Genomic DNA, 17,054 nt, shown 5'->3' with positions numbered 1-17,054 from the left:
AACGGATACGTCCCGAGTCCGTTCGTCCTGAGTAGCCATTGAGCCTGTCGAAATGGCGTATCGAAGGATTGCCACAGGTGCTTCGATACGGGTCTTCGACAAGCTCAGCCCCTACTCAGCACGAACGGTTGCGCGAGTTAAGAGAGGGCAGGCGAAGAGCCTTGGCGGCCGACCGCTCCGCCCCCCCCCAAACAAATCGGGGAGGCGCCGCAAGGCACCTCCCCAGTCGTTCCGCTCCGGGGTTAGATGCGGAACAGCAGGCCGACCACGATGCGACGATCGTTCAGGAAGCTGAACCGATCATACATCTGGCCGCTCGCATCGATGTAGGACCGCGCCTTGCTCTTGGTGTCGAGGATGTTGGCGATCGATCCGCGTAGCTGGAGGTTGTTGATGTTGAACTTCAGCGAGGCGTCGAGGAAGCCGGCCGCCGAATTGTAGATCGGGTTGCCGGTCACATAGTCGCGATAGGTCGTCAGATATTCCGACCGCCAATTATAGGCGAGACGGGCTTCGACGATCTTGTCCTGATAGATCGCGACCGCGTTGGCGATGTGCTTCGACTGGCCCAGCAGGTCGTCGACGCCCCAGCGGAACACGGTGGTCACGTCGTCCGGCACGCCGTCGCCGTCGCTGTCCACGCCATTGGCGGGCGGCGTCGTCTTGGCATCGATGAACGTGTAGTTCCCTTGGAACCCCAGATGCTTGAGCGGTCCGGGCAGGAAGTCGAAGAACTGCTGATAGCCGATCTCGATGCCTTTCACCTTGGCCTTCGCCTGGTTCACCGGGCCGTTATAGATGATCGGCACCTGCCGGCCGTCGAGTGTGACCGATCCCAGCGGCAGGTCGCCGTTGGAGATGATGTTGCGCAGGTCCTTGTAGAAGCCCGCGACCGACAGATACCCGCCCTTGAAATACCATTCGTACGACAGGTCGAAGCTGTCGGCGGTAGTGGGTTTCAGGAACGGGTTGCCCCGGCTGACTCGGATTTCGCCGGTCGTGATGTTCTGCGCACCGCGATCGATACCGAACAGCGGATCGTTGCGATCGGTGATCTGCGGAAAGGCGATGCGGTTGACCGTCGGGACATATTCCTGCGACGCGCGCAGGTCCTGCACGTTCGGTCGGCTCAACCCCTTGCTGTACGCCGCGCGGAACAGCATCTCACGGTTCAGGTTCCACTTGATGTTGACCGACGGCAGCCAGTGCTCGTCCTGCAGCTTGAGCGTGCGCGGGATGGCATTCTGCGCGGCATACGCGACCGTCTGCGGCAGGAAGTCGCGCGGATCGTCGCGGCTTTCCGCGTCGTCGGTGCGGGTGCGGATGCCGTTGGTGACCGCCGCGGTCTGGATATCCGCAACGAACGGACGGAATGCCTGGAAACCCGACGAGTCCAGATCGGTGCGGACGTAGCGGACGCCGACATTGCCATCGACCGACATCTCGTTGTCGAATTCATGCTTGAAGTCGACGCGGACATAGGCGTTGCGCGTCTTTTCCATGATGTTCGACGTATCTTCCGGACGGAAGATCGGGTTGCCGAAACGCGAACCGTCCGACGTGCCGCGCGGAACCCAGTTGTAATTGGCGTTCGCAAGTTGGGGTTCGCTGTTCAGGTAGTTGCGGAAGTTCGCATAGCTCGACAACAGGTCCTGGTTCACGAACACGAACGAATTGTTCGCGCCCTGCACCACGCCGCCGCGGAAGAAGTTCGAGAAGTCGACCGCCTCGAATCCCTTGGACGGGTTCTGGAAGGTACCCGCGACCGCGAAGCCGCCACGACCGTCCCATGCCGGCGCGATCGAACCCCAGTTGAGCGCCATTTCCGAATTGACCTGACTGCGTTCCGAATAGCGCGCGCCGAACTTTACGCTGTCGAACCAGCTGGCCAGACCCTCACCGCCCGATACGTCATAGGCAAGATCGCCACGGAATGCCTTCAAATCGCCGGTGCCGACCTGGAACTGATCGGCGGCGAACTGCCATGACGACCCGTTGAAGTCGGCGGTGCTGGTCGGCGTCGGGATGAACACGCCGGCGGTGGTCGCGGTCGCAGCGCGGTCGCCGGTGAAGCGCGTCTGGTTCGGGTTGAACCGGTGCTGCGGGTCGATCAGGAACTGGATCGACGGATTGTCGAGGTCGTGCCGGATCTTCCAGTTGAGATAGGTATTCATCCCGCCCCAGATCGAACGCTGCCGCGCGTCGGCCTTGGTGTACTGACCATCGAGGGTGATGAAGAGGCGGTCGGTGGCGTTCCACTTCACGTTGAGGCTGAAATCTTCGGTGGTCGCTTCCTCGATCTTGCCGATGCCGAGCGAACCGACCGGCGAACCGCGCGCGCCGGTCCACGAATCGGCGTTGTTGGTGACATAGCCCGATTCCATCAGGCCGCCGCGCACCGGGATCAGCCGTTCGCAATCCCCCGGATTGGACGGGAAGCCGCCGGGGCCGCTGCACATCGGCGTGCCGGCCGAGCCCCAGTTCTTGTCGAGTACGAGGTCCTGAATGCCGGCGGTGGTGCCGGTATCGTGTTCGGGGAACCATTCGAAGGTGCGTTCGGTGCTGTTGATCTTGTTTTCGGCGCGAATGTATTTGCCGGTTACCTGGATACCGTCGCTCTTCCACTGCGCCGCCAGATAATAGCTGATGCGTTCGCGATCGACGTCGTTGGTGCGCAGCTGGAAACCGGGGGTGGTGCCGATGATCCGCGACGGATCGACGCCGGTGAATTCATTGACCTTGTTCGCGCCGGTGAAGCTGGTTTCCGGCACATTGCCGTTCCCGTTCAGCACGCGCGGCATCGGCGCGTTCTGCTGCCAGCCATGGATGCGCGAATCGAGGCGCGAGCGCGAATAGGAACCGAGGATACCGAATTCGCCGATGCCGGTGTTCCAGCGCTTGCCAGCGGTGATGCTGGCCTGCGGCGACCATTTCTTGCGCAGGTCGGAATAGGTGCCGTCGACCGCGACGACGAACAGGTCCTTCCTGCTGTCGAACGGTTCCAGCGTGCGCAGGTTGATCGACCCGCCGATGCCGCCTTCGATCAGGTCGGCGCTCTGGTTCTTGTAGACGTCGACGCCGCCGACCAGTTCGGGCGGGATGCTGGAAAAGTCGAGCGAGCGGCCGCCGTTCGCCGAGAAGGCGTCACGACCGTTGAACTCCGAACGCACGAAGCCGAGGCCGCGCACCAGATTGCCGCGACCTTCGGGCGAGGGAAAGTCGGGGCTGGCGCCGCCGGTCGGGAAGCGCGAGATGGTGACGCCGGGGATGCGGCCGATCGCTTCGGCAACCGACAGGTCGGGCAGGGTCGCGATGTCCGATGCGGTGATCGAATCGACGAAGGTCGATGCCTTGCGCTTCGTTTCCTTGGCCGATTCCAGCGCGGCGCGGATGCCGGTCACGACGATTTCGGTATCGGTCGTCGTCTGCGGTCCTTGCGAGGTGACCGCCGGTTCCCCTTCCGGATCGGTCGCGGCGCTCTGTGCCGAGGCAATCGACGGCGTCAGTGCCAAGGTCAGCGCCGACGTTGCCATCAGCAGGCACTTGGCCGAGCGCGATCGAACGCGGAATCCGTGTGTTCTCATTGCAATAACCCCTCCCTGAAGCGGTCCGTTGTTCCGACCGTCCTGGTTCCCCCGTGTCCGATCCAGATGGGCCGCAGGTCGTGATAGAATACGACTTGAACCAAACAGCATCGGCTACGATTCATCGCATAACTGATCCGTTTTAGTCGGACAAGATAGCGGTAACATTTTTCGTGACTGCGTTGACAATTTCGTACGGAACCGGCCTTTCATGTAGAGAAACCAATGATTTCTCCTGTTAAGGTTGCTGCGCTGCGGCGAAGTGTCACAAATACTGTAAAAAGTCTTTGGTATTGTTATGAAGGCGGGGAAGGGGAGCGGGATGGCACGGTGGGGATTTGTCGGGATTGATGCGCCATGACCGATCGGCGGATCGCATCGGTCTGTATCGTCGGTGGCGGCACGGCGGGGTGGATGACCGCCGCTGCGCTTGCGAACAGGCTGGCCGGGCTGGACGTCGCCGTCCGGCTGATCGAATCGGAAGAGATCGGGACGGTCGGCGTCGGCGAAGCGACGCTGCCGCATATCCGCGCGTTCAACACGACGCTGGGCATCGCCGAACCCGAACTGATGCGGGCGACCGAGGCGACCTACAAGCTGGGCATCGAATTTTGCGACTGGGGCCGGATCGGCGACCGCTACATCCACCCGTTCGGTAATTACGGGCCTGTCGACGACGGCATCCCGTTCTATCACCAATGGCTGCGGCTTCGCGCGATGGGCGATACCAGCCGGCTGGACGAGTATTCCTATCCCGTCATCGCCGCCGAGCAGAATCGGTTCCGCCATCCCGCGAGCGAGCCGGGACGGGTCGAATCGAGCTTCGGCTATGCCTATCAGTTCGACGCCTCGCTCTATGCCGCCTTCCTGCGTCGCTATGCCGAGGCGCGGGGCGTCGAGCGAAGCGAGGGCAAGGTGGTCGATGTCGCGCTGGACGGCGGCAACGGCTTCGTCCGGAACGTCACGCTCGCCGATGGGCGGGTGATCGGGGCCGACCTGTTCATCGACTGTTCGGGGTTTCGCGGCCTGCTGATCGAGGGCGCGTTGCAGTCGGGCTATGACGACTGGAGCCGCTGGCTGCCGTGCAACCGCGCGGTCGCCGTCCCGACCGAGAGTCGCGGCCCGCTCGGCCCCTATACCCGTGCGACGGCGCGGACGGCGGGGTGGCAGTGGCGCATCCCGTTGCAGCACCGGGTCGGCAACGGCCATGTCTATTGCAGCGATTTCATTTCCGACGACGATGCGCAGCAGCAACTGATCGACCATCTCGACGCGCCGATGCAGGCGGAGCCGCGCCGGTTGCGTTTTACGACGGGGCGGCGGCGCGACTTCTGGAAGCGCAACGTCGTGGCGATCGGGTTGGCTGGCGGCTTCCTCGAACCGCTCGAATCGACGTCGATCCATCTCATTCAGGACGGGATCACCGAGTTGCTGGGACTGTTCCCGGACCGCGGCTTCGCGGCGGAGGATATCGACGAATATAACCAGCGCATGGCGCTGCATTTCGAACGGGTGCGCGACTTCCTGCTGCTGCACTATGTCGCCACACAGCGCGACGACAGCCCGATGTGGCGGCATTTCCGCGCGCTGACGCTGCCCGACAGCCTGCGGCACAAGATCGATACTTGGCGGACGCGCGGCTATGTCGTGCCCTATCAGTTCGGGCTGTTCCTGCCGCCCAGCTGGATCGCGGTGATGCTGGGCCAAGGGCTGGTGCCGGGTGCCTGTGATCCGCGCGTGGCGGGCATGGCGGCCGGCGCGCTGGTGAAGCGTGCGGCGGCGTTGCGGGCGGAGGTCGCCGATGCGGTGCGCGCGACGCCGGACCATGCCGACTATATCCGTCGATCGCCCGCCGCCGCCGGGCTGGCCGCGTGATGGCCGCGATCGAACGCATTCTGGTGTGCGGCGACGGCCTTGCCGCGCGCATGACGCTGGCGGCGCTGGCGCGGCAATTGCCGCCCTCAGTTGCCATCCTGTGGGCGCGGGCCGGAGGGCAGGGCGAGAGCGACCTGTTCTACGGCAATGTCACCGGGCCGTCGGGCTATGCCTTCAACCTGGCGGCCGGGCTGGACGAGCGGCGGCTGACGCTGGACAGTACGACCGCATTTTCATGGGGCACCCGCTATGCCGGCTGGGGCGCGGGGCGGTCGTGGATGCAGTCGTTCGCCTTGCCCTTTCCGGTGATCGATGGCGTGCAGTTCCATCAGTATCTCGGGCTGGCCGGGGCCGGCGGGATCGATCCGTTCGTGCCCGGATTGCAGGCGGCACGGCGTGGCGTGTTCGTCCATCCGCCGCGCGCGGCGGCGAACGGTGCGTCGCATCCGTTGTCGCGCGCCGAATATGGCTATCAGTTCGATCCGGCGGACTATGCGCGGTTGTTCGACCTGCCGACCCGGGTCGAGCAGGTGGCGGGTATGGTCGCCTCCGTCGACGCGGCCGATGGTGCGATCACGGGCGTGACGATGGACGACGGGCGCGTCGTGACGGCGGACCTGTACGTCGATGTGTCGGGACCGGCGGCGCGATTGCTGTCCGCCGTGGCGCATGATGCCCCCAGCGGGCGTCGCATCGCCCTTGCCGTGCAGGATGTGCCAGCCGACGACCAGGCACCGCTCAGGACCCTGCGCGCGACACCGCAGGGGTGGGAAAGCGATACGCCGCTGAAAGGGCGGACCCGGCGGACGATCGTCGGTGCGCCCGGCTATGTTGCCGGCGGGGAGGCGACGCTCGGCCGGCGTGCCCGCGCATGGGTCGGCAATTGCGTCGGTGTGGGGCAGGCGGCGGGGGTGGTCGAGCCGTTGACCCCCGCGCCGATGCTGCTGCTGGAACGCGACATCGACCGGTTGCTGACGCTGATCCCGGTATCGGCCGACGCGCGCGTAGAGGCGGCGGAGTATAATCGCCGCTTCGCCGAGGATCATGACCATGCCGCGCTGTTCCAGCAGGCGCTGTTCGCGGTCGACGGCTTGCCGGACGGTCCCTATTGGGATGCCGCGCGAGCCGCGCAGGTACCTGAAAAGCTGGTGCGCAAGCTGACGATGTTCGAACGGCGCGGGGTGCTGGTCGCCTATGACCTCGAACCCTTTCACCCGGAGGACTGGCTGATCCTGCATCTGGGTTCGGGGCGGTATCCGGCGCGGCACGATCCGCTGGCGACCCGTGCAGACAAGGCGCAGGTCGCGCAGTTCCTGTCCGGCATGGCGCGCGAGATCGAACAGGGGGTGGCGACGTTGCCGCCCGCCCGCGTGTATCGCACGCAACTGGAGCAGTATCTGCGAAAGGCCGCGTCGTGACCGCCCCGCTGTTGCGCCGGATCGTGATCGTCGGTGGCGGTTCGGCGGGGTGGATGACGGCGGCCGCGCTGTCCAGCCTGCTGGACCCGAAGGACGTCGCCATCACCCTGGTCGAATCCGACGCCATCGGCACGGTCGGGGTGGGCGAGGCGACCATCCCCGACATCCTCGCCTTCAACCAGATGCTGGGCGTGGACGAGGCCGACTTCATGGCCGCGACGCAGGCCACGTTCAAGCTGGGGATCGAGTTCGTCGACTGGGGGGCGAAGGGGACACGCTACATCCACCCGTTCGGCCAGCATGGTGTCGACATGCAGGGGATCGATTTCCACCAATATTGGCTGCGCGCCCGGCAGGACGGCGCGACCGACGGAATCGAGGCGTACAGCCTGTGCGCGGTGGCGGCGCAGGCCGGGCGGTTCGCGCTGCCCGATCCCAATCCGCGATCGGTGCTGTCGCAGATCCGCTATGCCTATCACTTCGATGCGACGCTCTATGCCCGGTTCCTGCGCCGCTATGCCGAGGCGCGGGGCGTGGTGCGGGTCGAAGGGATGGTAGGTGTGGTTCGGCAGGATGCGCGCGGGAACATTGCCGGGCTGACCCTGTCCGACGGGCGCATGGTCGAGGGGGATTTTTTCTTCGATTGCACTGGGTTTCGCGCGCTGCTGACCGGGCAGACGCTGGGCGTCGGGTTCGTCGACTGGAGCCGCTGGCTGCCCTGCGATACCGCGCTGGCGGTGCCGAGCGGCCATGCCGGGCCGCCGACGCCCTATACCCGATCGACCGCGCGCGACGCCGGATGGCAATGGCGCATCCCGACCCAGCGCCGGGTCGGCAACGGCCATATCTTTGCCAGCGCGTTCCAGTCGGAGGAGGCGGCACGCGATGTCCTGCTCGCCAATCTCGACGCTCCGCCGCTCGCCGATCCACGCCGGATCGCGTTCACGGCCGGGTGCCGGGAGCGCTTCTGGCAGGGCAGTTGCATCGCCATCGGCCTGGCGGCCGGGTTCCTCGAACCGCTCGAATCGACGTCGATCTATCTGATTCAGGAGGGGATCAGCCGGTTCATCTCGCTGTTCCCGCGCGGGGACATTCCCGACATCCTGCGCACCGAATATAACCGCCACATGCGTACCGAGTTCGAACAGGTGCGCGACTTCATCATCCTGCATTATGCGGCGACGACGCGCGACGACACGCCGTTCTGGAATTACTGTCGGACCATGACCTTGCCCGACACGCTGCTGCACAAGATCGAACTGTTCCGTGAGACGGGGCGGGTGTTCCGGTACAATGACGAACTGTTCGCGCGGCCGAGCTGGGTCGCGGTGATGCTGGGGCAGGGGATCGTGCCGGTGGCGTCCGATCCGATCGTTGCGACGTTGCCGGGCAGCGAGGTCGCGCACAGCCTGGCATCGATGCGCAACGCCATGGCGGCGGCGGTGCAGCGGATGCCGTCGCACGGCGAATTCCTGTCGCGCTATTGCCCGACGGTGGCGGCATGAAGGACGGCAATATCCGCAGCATCACCATCGTCGGCGGCGGGACCGCCGGATGGATGGCCGCCGCCGCCTTCTCCCGTGTCCTCTCGGGCAGCGGCATGGCGATCCGGGTGGTCGAATCCGAAGCGATCGGCACGGTCGGCGTGGGCGAGGCGACGATCCCGCATATCCAGTATTTCAACCGCCTGCTGGGGATCGACGAGGACGAGTTCGTCCGGCGGACCTGCGCGACGTTCAAGCTCGGCATCGAATTCGTCGACTGGGGTGCGATCGGCGAGCGCTATATCCACCCGTTCGGCAGCTATGGGCAGGAGATGGAGGGGCTGCACTTCCATCACTTCTGGTACCGGCAGGCGCAGATGGGCGGGGCGTTGCCACTCGACCGCTTCAGCATCGGCGTTGGCGCGGCGCGCGCAGGCAAGTTCCAGCGGCCCGACCATAGCCGGCCGGGATCGCCGCTCGGTGGCATTTCCTACGCGTTCCAGTTCGATGCCGCGCTCTATGCCCGCTATCTGCGTGAACGCGCCGAGGCGGCGGGCGTTGAACGGATCGAGGGGCGGATCGTCGATGTCGCGCTGAACGGTGCGAACGGTCATGTCGACCATGTCGTGCTGGACGATGGTCGCAGTGTGGATGGCGACCTGTTCATCGACTGCTCGGGCTTTCGCGGGCTGTTGATCGAGGGTGCGCTGCAGGCGGGCTATGACGACTGGCGCGCATGGCTGCCGTGCGACCGGGCGGTGGCGCGACCCTGCGCACGGGTCGCCGATCCGACGCCCTACACGCGCGCGACCGCGACCAGCGTCGGCTGGCGCTGGCGCATTCCGCTGCAATCGCGGACCGGCAATGGTCACGTCTATTGTTCGGACTATGCCGACGACGCCACTGCGCTGGCGATGCTCGACGCGGGGCTGGACGGCGAGGCACTGGCCGGGCCGAATTTCCTGCGCTTTACCGCGGGCGTGCGGCGCAAGGCATGGGACCGCAACGTCGTCGCGCTGGGGCTGGCATCGGGATTTCTCGAACCGCTGGAATCGACGTCGATCCACCTGATCCAGTCGGGCATCGCACGGCTGCTGACCAATTTTCCCGACCGATCGTTCAACCAGCCCGACATCGATTACTACAATCGGCGAACGCGCGCGGAATATGAGCAGATCCGCGACTTTCTGATCCTGCATTACAAGGCTACGGTGCGTGACGACAGCCCGTTCTGGCGCCGGTGCCGCGACATGGCGATCCCCGATTCGCTGGCCGAGCGTATCGCGATCTTTCGCGAGAATGCGCGCCTCTATCGCCACGACAACGAACTGTTCAGCGAGACGAGCTGGCTGGCGGTGCTGCATGGGCAGAATATCGCGCCGAAGCGCTACCATCCCATCGCCGACCTGCTGAGCGATGCCGAACTGGACCACCGGATGACCCGGATCGCGGCGGCGATGGATTCGGGCGTGCGCGCGATGCCGGACCATATGGCGTTCATCGACCGGTTCGGCCGCAGCCCGGACGACGGAACGCTACGGCAAGGCGGGTCGTCGATGGCTGGTCTGGTGGATGACCGTATAACGCAAAAGCAATGAAGACGGTTACATCCGGTCTTTACAGCGCTGTCAGAGCCACCTAGCCTCCGGGCCAATTAAGCAGACAAAACCGCGGAGGGGATGGCGCATGGCCATAGCGGAGGGTGTTGGACGTCGCAGTCGCGCGTCGGTCGATGGCGGGATGACCGTTCGGCTGAGCGTATTGATGTTCATGCAGTTTTTCATCTGGGGTGCGTGGCAGGTCACGCTCGGCCTGGTGATGCAGACGGTCGGCATCGGCAATCTGATCGGCAACGCGTTTTCGATGGGGCCGATCGCGTCGATCGTCGGGTCGCTGCTGCTCGGCATGGTCGCGACGCGCTATGTCGCGCCCAAGATGCTGATGGTGATCCTGCATCTGGTCGGCGGCGTGCTGCTGTTCCTGATGCCCTCGCTCATCACGCCCGAACGCGGCGGCACGTTCGTCTGGCTGCTGCTGGGCTATATGATCCTCTACATGCCGACCGTGGGCCTCGCGAACACCATCGCGCTGAAGAGCTTCGGCGAACGGACCGACAATTTCCCCTTCGTCCGCGCCTTCGGCACGATCGGCTGGATCGCATCGGGCCTCATCATCGGCTGGGCCGGGCTGTCGGCCAGCCCGCAGATCTTCACCGTCGCGGCGGTCGTGTCGATTGCACTTGGGGCTTACAGCATCACCCTGCCGGCGGTCGAAGCCGACAAACCGCAGGGCGGCAGCGTGCTGGCGCAGGTATTCTGCGTCGAGGCGTTCGGCCTGATGCGGCAGAAGTCTTTCCTGATCTTCATCCTGTGCGCGACGCTGATCTCCGTCCCGCTGGCGATGTATTATGCCTATGCCTCGCCCTATGTCGGCGCGGCGGGGATCGAGAATGTCGGCGGCACGCTCGCCATCGGGCAGATGTCCGAACTGGTCTTCATGTTCTCGATGCCGTGGCTCTATCGCCGGTTCGGGGTGAAGCCGCTGCTGCTGGTCGGCATGGCCGCCTGGGCGCTGCGCTACGCCTTGTTCGCGATCGGTGACGGCGGGTCGGGCATCTGGGCGGTGTATCTGGGCGTCGCGCTGCACGGCGTCTGCTACGATTTCTTCTTCGTCGCCGGTGCGATCTACACCGGCATCATCGCCGCGCCGAAGGGCGTGAATGCGCAGGCGCAGGGGATGCTGACGCTGTTCACCTATGGCGTGGGAATGCTGCTCGGATCGCAGATCGGCGCGCTGCTCTATGCGCAGTTGCCGGCCAATCCGACGATCGCCGACTGGCAGGGCATGTGGGTCTATCCGGCGGTCGCCGCCGCCGCGATCGCGCTGCTGTTCCAACTCACCTTCCGTGACGACCGCAGGGAGACGCTGGCATGACGGGAATGAAGGGACCGGGCATCTTCCTCGCCCAGTTCATGGGCAATGAGGCTCCGTTCGACAGTCTCGAGAACATGGCCGAATGGGCCGCCGGCCTCGGCTATGTCGGGGTGCAGATTCCGTGCGACAGCCGGATGATCGACCTGAAGACCGCGTCCGAAAGCCAGGATTATTGCGACGAGCTGACCGGCAAGCTGGCGGCGCACGGCATCGAAGTGACCGAGCTGTCGACCCATTTGCAGGGGCAGCTGGTTGCCGTCCATCCGGCCTATGACACGCTGTTCGACGGCTTCGCCCCCAAGGAAGTCCATGGCAAGCCTGCTGAGCGGCAGGTCTGGGCGGTCGATCAGGTCAAGATGGCGGCCAAGGCGAGTGCCAGGCTGGGGTTGAAGGCCCATGCGACCTTTTCCGGCGCGCTGGCGTGGCCCTATGTCTATCCGTGGCCGCAGCGTCCCGCCGGGCTGGTCGAGGAAGCCTTCGCCGAACTGGCCCGGCGCTGGACCCCGATCCTCGATGTGTTCGAGGACAACGGCGTGCATTGCGCGTTCGAGGTCCATGCCGGCGAGGATTTGCACGACGGTGCCACCTGGGAACGCTTCCTCGAGGCGGTGAAGGGGCATAATGCCGCACGGCTGCTGTTCGACCCGTCGCATTATGTGCTGCAACAGCTCGACTATCTCGACTTCATCGACCGGTATCACGACCGGATTTCCTGCTTCCATGTGAAGGATGCCGAGTTCAATCCGACCGGGCGGTCGGGTGTCTATGGCGGCTATCAGAACTGGGTCGATCGTGCCGGGCGCTTCCGCTCGCTGGGCGACGGGCAGGTCGATTTCTCCGGCGTGTTCAGCCGCATGGCGCAGTACGGCTATGACGGCTGGGCGGTGCTGGAATGGGAATGTGCGCTGAAGAACTCCGCTGACGGCGCGGCCGAAGGCGCGCCGTTCATCGAGGCGCACATGATCCGCCTGACCGACCATCCGTTCGACGATTTCGCGGCGAGTGGCGTCGACCGGGCGGCGATCCGCACGCTGATGGGACTGTCGCCGGAATGACGGGCAAGCGACCCCTGAAGCTCGGCATGGCGGGCGGCGGCGAAGGTGCGTTCATCGGCGCGATCCATCGTCACGCGGCGGCATTGGACGGAGACTGGCAATTGGTGACGGGCGCGTTCAGCAGCGATGCGGACCGCAATGGGCGCAGCGGCGCGGCGCTGAACCTCGATCCGGCGCGCGTCTATGGCGACATCCACGCGCTGATCGCGGGCGAACAGGCGCTGCCGGCGGACGAGCGGATCGACGCGCTGGCGATCGTGACGCCCAATCACCTCCACGCGCCGATGGCGATCGCCGCGCTGAACGCCGGCATCCACGTCTTCTGCGAAAAGCCGATGGCGATGAACGGCGACGAGGCCCGCGCCATCGCCGCCGCCGCGAGAGGCAGCGGGGCGAAGTTCGCGCTGGCGTTCACCTATAGTGGCTATCCGCTGGTCGAGGAGGCGCGCGCCCGCATCGCGCGCGGCGAACTGGGCAAGGTCCGGGTGGTGCAGGTCGAATATCTGCAAGGGTGGCTGAGCCTGCCGATCGATGGCGAGGGCAACAAGCAGGCCGAATGGCGAACCGACCCGGCCAGGGCTGGGCTGGGCGGGTGTCTGGGTGACATCGGCACCCACGCGTTCCATCTGGCCGAGCATGTCGCGGGCGTGTCGGTCGAAACGCTGTCGGCCGACCTGACAGCCCATGTGCCCGGTCGCCGGCTGGACGATGATGTCAGCGCGCTGTTGCGTTTCGAAGGCGGCGCGCGCGGCACGCTGAAGGCCAGCCAGGTCGCGGCGGGTGAGGAAAATGGCCTGAAGCTGCGGGTCTCGGGGGAGCGCGGCACGCTCGAATGGGCACAGATGGAGCCTAACACGCTTACACTGCGCTGGCTCGATCGCCCGACCGAGGTGGTGCGGGCGGGCGGACCGGGGCTGGGTGCGTCGACCCAGGCGCTGCTGCGTACACCTTCGGGTCATCCGGAGGGCTATATCGAGGCTTTTGCCAATCTGTATCAAGGCTTTGCCGCACAGATTCGGGGTAACGACACGCGGTTCGTGCCGGGGTTGACCGACGGTCTGCGCACCATGGCCTTTATCGAGGCGATGATCGCGAACGCCGCGTCCGACGCCAAATGGACCCATGTATCGGGAGAGGTTCGATGAAGTTTTTGATGGGATTCGCCATCGCCGGGACCAGTGCGACTGTCGCGCTGCTCGCCACCGCCGTGCCGACGACCGCACAGACGCCGGCTGCCGCACCGCCTGCGTTCAATGCGTGCAAGGCATGCCACACGGTCAACAAGGGCGGGCGCAACGGCATCGGTCCGAACCTGAACGGGGTGGTCGGACGGCCGGCGGCGTCGGTTGCGGGCTTCAATTATTCGCCCGCGCTGAAGGCGTCGAAGCTGCGCTGGGATGCCAAGACGCTGGATGAGTATCTTGCCGGCCCGACCAAGAAGGTGCCGGGCACGCGGATGCCGATCGCGACGCCCGATCCCGCGAAGCGCGCGGCGATCATCGCCTATCTGACGTCGGCCAAATGACTGGCGTTTCGCGTCGCACGGTGATGGCGGGGGCCGCCGCCACGACACTGGCCGCCAGCGTCGGCGCGGCACAGCGTCCGCCCTCCAACGCGGCGCGTTTCTCGCTGAAGTTCGCGCCGCACGAGGGCAGCTTCGCCAGCCGGGGCGGGAGGATCGAACAGATCGCCTATGCCGCCGACCAAGGCTTCACCGCCTGGGAGGATAACGAGGCGGGCCTGCGCAGCGTCGCCGAACAGACCGCGATGGCCAGGGCGCTGCAACAGCGTGGCATGACGATGGGGGTGTTCGTCGCCTCCATGCCGAAATGGGCGCAGTCGCGGCCGATCCTGGGCGCCACCGACGGGGCGGAGCGCGAGGCGTTTCTGGCCGACATCCGGGCGTCGATCGACGTGGCCAAGCGGCTGTCGGCGACGCGGATGACGGTCGTGACCGGCTTCATGGACCCGAAGGTCCCGCTCGACATCCAGACCGCGCGCGTGATCGACGTGATGCGTCGCGCGGGGGAGATCGTGGCGCCGCACGGTATCGCGATGGTGATGGAGCCGCTCAACACCCGCACCAACCATCCCGGCGTCTATATGCAGACGGTCGCACAGGGCTATGCCGTCGCGCGGGGCGCCAACAGTCCGGGCGTGAAGGTGCTGGCCGACCTGTATCACGAGCAGATCCAGTCGGGGAATCTGATCCCGACGCTCGACACCTGCTGGGACGAGATCGGCTATATCCAGTTCGGTGACAATCCGGGCCGGAACGAACCGGGCACGGGCGAGATCAACTATGCGACGATCGTCCGCTGGCTGCGGGACAAGCGCTATGCCGGCGTGATCGGCATGGAACATGGCAATTCGATCAAAGGTCGCCCGGGCGAAGAGGCGCTGGTCGCCGCCTATCGCCGGATCGATCAGGCTTAACAGGGGGAGGCGAGGATGACGCTCCGCACCATGGTCGCGCTCGGCGCGACGTTGATAACGCTCTCAACCTCCGGCATCGCGCAGGACAAGCCCGGGTTCAAGGATACGCCGATGCTGCCCGGCGGGCAGTGGCGGGTCCATGATTCCGACCGGCCCGCGCCAGCAGTAGTGACGCCCGCGAAGCAGCCGGGCGGCGCGCCGTCCGACGCGGTGGTGCTCTTCGACGGGCGCTCGCTCGACGCGTGGACGCCGCAGCGCATGGCATGGCCGATCAGGGACGGCGCAATGACCGTACCTTCGCGCGCCAGTGCCGGCGGCGAAAACGCGCTGGTAACGAAGCAGAGCTTCGGCGACGTGCAACTGCATCTGGAGTTCCGCTCGCCCAATCCGCCGACCAAATCGTCGCAGGATCGCGGCAACAGCGGCGTGTGGTTCATGCAGCGCTACGAGGTGCAGATTCTCGATGGCTATCGGAACCCGACCTATGCCGACGGCACGGTCGGGGCGGTCTACGGCTTCAAGCCGCCGCTGGTGAACGCGTCGCGCGCGCCGGGCGAATGGCAGAGCTACGACATCCTCTTCGAACGGCCGCGCTTCGCCGCCGACGGGTCGCTGGTGCGCCCCGCCTATGTTACCGCGTTCCTGAACGGGGTGGTCGTGCAGAATCATCAGGCGATGCTGGGCACGACCGTCTGGCGGCAGGTCGCGAAATATACGGCGCATGGCGATGCCGCGCCGATCCAGTTGCAGGACCATGATTCGCCGGTGTCGTACCGCAACATCTGGGTCCGTCCCTTGCCCGAAGCCGCCATCGCGCAGGATCTGAAGGAGAGTATGAAATGATCGACCGCAGGACGGCGCTGGCCGGCGTAGCGGCGATGTTCGGGACAGCGCTCTACGCCCCGCTCGCGCGGGCGGCGGGGGCCGGTGGGCCGGTCACGACGCCGGTGCCCGCCATCAGCGAGGGACCGCCGAGCGTCGCGGTGTTCACCCCCGTTCAGCGTGCGGCGATGACGGCGCTCAGCGAACGGATATTGCCGACCACCGACACGCCGGGCGCGATCGCCGCCGGGGTGCCGCAATATATTGAAAAGCTGCTCGCCGACTGGTCCTACCCGGCCGAGCGCGTGCCGATCATCGCCGGGCTGGACGCGATCGAGGCGAGGTCGATGGCCGACTATCGCATATCGACCGCCAAGGCGACGCCGGCGCAGCAGGACGCGCTGCTGACGCTGGCGATGAACGGCCAGATCGCAGGGGGCAAGACCTTCTTCGAAGCGTTCCGACAACTGGTCGTCGCCGGCTATTACACGTCGGAGATCGGCATGACGCAGGAGCGTGAATATCTGCCGGTGCCGGGCGAATATGACGGCGCCTTTCCCTATTCCAAGGTCAACAAGGTCTACAGCGCATGATGATCGATCGCAGGAACCTCCTGATCGGGGCGGGCGGCGTCGCCGCGCTCGCCGCCACCGGCACCGCATCCGCCGCGCAAATCGGCGCGGTCGGTATCCAGCTCTATACCGTGCGCGACCTGTTCCAGAAGGACCCGGTGGCCACGCTGACCTCGATCGCCAGGATCGGCTATCGGGAGGTCGAATATGGCGGGGGCGGGTATGACGCCATGGACCATAAGCTGCTGCGGCGGACGATGGACCGGCTGAAGCTCAAGTCGCCGTCGGTCCATATCGGCTATGACGCGCTGCTCGGCTCGTTCGACAAGCAGGTGGCGATGGCCAAGACGTTGGGCGCCGATACGGTGATCCTGCCCTACATGACCGACGAATATCGCAACGAAGCGGGCTGGGCGAAGGCGTTGCCCAATATCAATCGCTTCGCGCGGGATCTGCGCCAGGCGGGTCTGGGCTTTGCCTATCACAACCATGACTTCGAATTCACGGTGAAGCCGGGCGGGGTCAGCCTGTACGAGCGGCTGCTGAAGGAAACCGACCCGTCGCTGGTGAAGGTCGAACTCGACCTCTACTGGGTCGGCCATGCCGGCGAGGACGTCGGCGGCTGGATCGACCGGTTGGGGCCGCGGCTCTACGCCTACCACGTCAAGGATGCGCGCGCCGATGGCAGCATGTGCGCGGTGGGTGCCGGCAAGACCGATTTCGCCGCGCTGTTCCGCCTCCCCGGCAGCAAGGGCGTGCGCCATTTCTATGTCGAGAATGATGAGGCGCCCGCGCCCTATCTGCCCGACGTCACGACCAGTTACCGGACGCTGCGCGCGCTGCGCTACTGATAAAATTACCCTGGGAGGGGACA

General features: G+C 65.6%; 13 protein-coding genes. 12 read left to right on the top strand and 1 reads right to left on the bottom strand.

The window, feature by feature from the left end; all coding sequences use genetic code 11:
- Positions 1-242: 242 nt before the first annotated feature.
- Positions 243-3,533, bottom strand: coding sequence for a TonB-dependent receptor (locus ASE83_RS15250; RefSeq protein ID WP_055792126.1), 3,291 nt, complete (start codon positions 3,531-3,533; stop codon positions 243-245).
- A 408-nt stretch (positions 3,534-3,941) separates the two neighbouring features.
- Between ASE83_RS15250 and ASE83_RS15245 the strand changes: the two genes are divergently transcribed.
- The 12 genes from ASE83_RS15245 to ASE83_RS15190 all read left to right on the top strand — a co-directional run bounded on the left by ASE83_RS15245 (position 3,942) and on the right by ASE83_RS15190 (position 17,031).
- Positions 3,942-5,459 carry a tryptophan halogenase family protein gene (locus ASE83_RS15245; RefSeq protein WP_055792123.1) on the top strand — a complete coding sequence of 506 codons (1,518 nt, stop codon included), beginning with the start codon at positions 3,942-3,944 and terminating at the stop codon, positions 5,457-5,459.
- A complete protein-coding gene (locus ASE83_RS15240) occupies positions 5,459-6,877 on the top strand; it encodes a tryptophan 7-halogenase (RefSeq protein ID WP_055792121.1) in 1,419 nt (472 codons plus the stop codon). Before ASE83_RS15245 ends, ASE83_RS15240 begins: the two co-directional genes overlap by 1 nt.
- Entirely contained in the window at positions 6,874-8,382 is a 1,509-nt protein-coding gene (locus ASE83_RS15235) for a tryptophan halogenase family protein (protein WP_082443411.1), read from the top strand. The genes ASE83_RS15240 and ASE83_RS15235 overlap by 4 nt, the downstream gene beginning before the upstream one ends.
- Positions 8,379-9,959, top strand: coding sequence for a tryptophan halogenase family protein (locus ASE83_RS15230; RefSeq protein ID WP_055792119.1), 1,581 nt, complete (start codon positions 8,379-8,381; stop codon positions 9,957-9,959). The genes ASE83_RS15235 and ASE83_RS15230 overlap by 4 nt, the downstream gene beginning before the upstream one ends.
- Before the next feature lie 142 nt (positions 9,960-10,101).
- A complete protein-coding gene (locus tag ASE83_RS15225) occupies positions 10,102-11,295 on the top strand; it encodes an MFS transporter (protein WP_055792114.1) in 1,194 nt (397 codons plus the stop codon).
- Entirely contained in the window at positions 11,292-12,350 is a 1,059-nt protein-coding gene (locus tag ASE83_RS15220; protein WP_055792110.1) for a sugar phosphate isomerase/epimerase family protein, read from the top strand. The genes ASE83_RS15225 and ASE83_RS15220 overlap by 4 nt, the downstream gene beginning before the upstream one ends.
- Positions 12,347-13,495, top strand: a complete 1,149-nt coding sequence (locus ASE83_RS15215) for a Gfo/Idh/MocA family protein (protein ID WP_055792107.1) — start codon at positions 12,347-12,349, stop codon at positions 13,493-13,495. Before ASE83_RS15220 ends, ASE83_RS15215 begins: the two co-directional genes overlap by 4 nt.
- The gene (locus ASE83_RS15210; protein WP_235513282.1) at positions 13,492-13,875 is read left to right on the top strand and encodes a c-type cytochrome; all 384 of its coding nucleotides are present in this window, start codon (positions 13,492-13,494) and stop codon (positions 13,873-13,875) included. The genes ASE83_RS15215 and ASE83_RS15210 overlap by 4 nt, the downstream gene beginning before the upstream one ends.
- Positions 13,872-14,786: a hydroxypyruvate isomerase family protein gene (locus ASE83_RS15205; RefSeq protein ID WP_055792105.1), complete on the top strand. Its 915-nt coding sequence runs from the start codon at positions 13,872-13,874 to the stop codon at positions 14,784-14,786. The genes ASE83_RS15210 and ASE83_RS15205 overlap by 4 nt, the downstream gene beginning before the upstream one ends.
- A 15-nt stretch (positions 14,787-14,801) precedes the next feature.
- Positions 14,802-15,629 (top strand): 3-keto-disaccharide hydrolase, encoded by an 828-nt coding sequence (locus ASE83_RS15200; protein WP_055792102.1) that lies wholly within the window; start codon positions 14,802-14,804, stop codon positions 15,627-15,629.
- Positions 15,626-16,201, top strand: coding sequence for a gluconate 2-dehydrogenase subunit 3 family protein (locus ASE83_RS15195; RefSeq protein ID WP_055792099.1), 576 nt, complete (start codon positions 15,626-15,628; stop codon positions 16,199-16,201). Before ASE83_RS15200 ends, ASE83_RS15195 begins: the two co-directional genes overlap by 4 nt.
- Entirely contained in the window at positions 16,198-17,031 is an 834-nt protein-coding gene (locus ASE83_RS15190) for a sugar phosphate isomerase/epimerase family protein (RefSeq protein WP_055792094.1), read from the top strand. The genes ASE83_RS15195 and ASE83_RS15190 overlap by 4 nt, the downstream gene beginning before the upstream one ends.
- Positions 17,032-17,054 lie beyond the last annotated feature (23 nt).

It is taken from the genome of Sphingomonas sp. Leaf32 (assembly GCF_001421765.1).
Lineage (GTDB): Bacteria > Pseudomonadota > Alphaproteobacteria > Sphingomonadales > Sphingomonadaceae > Sphingomonas.
This window is presented reverse-complemented; position numbering and strand designations above follow the sequence as displayed.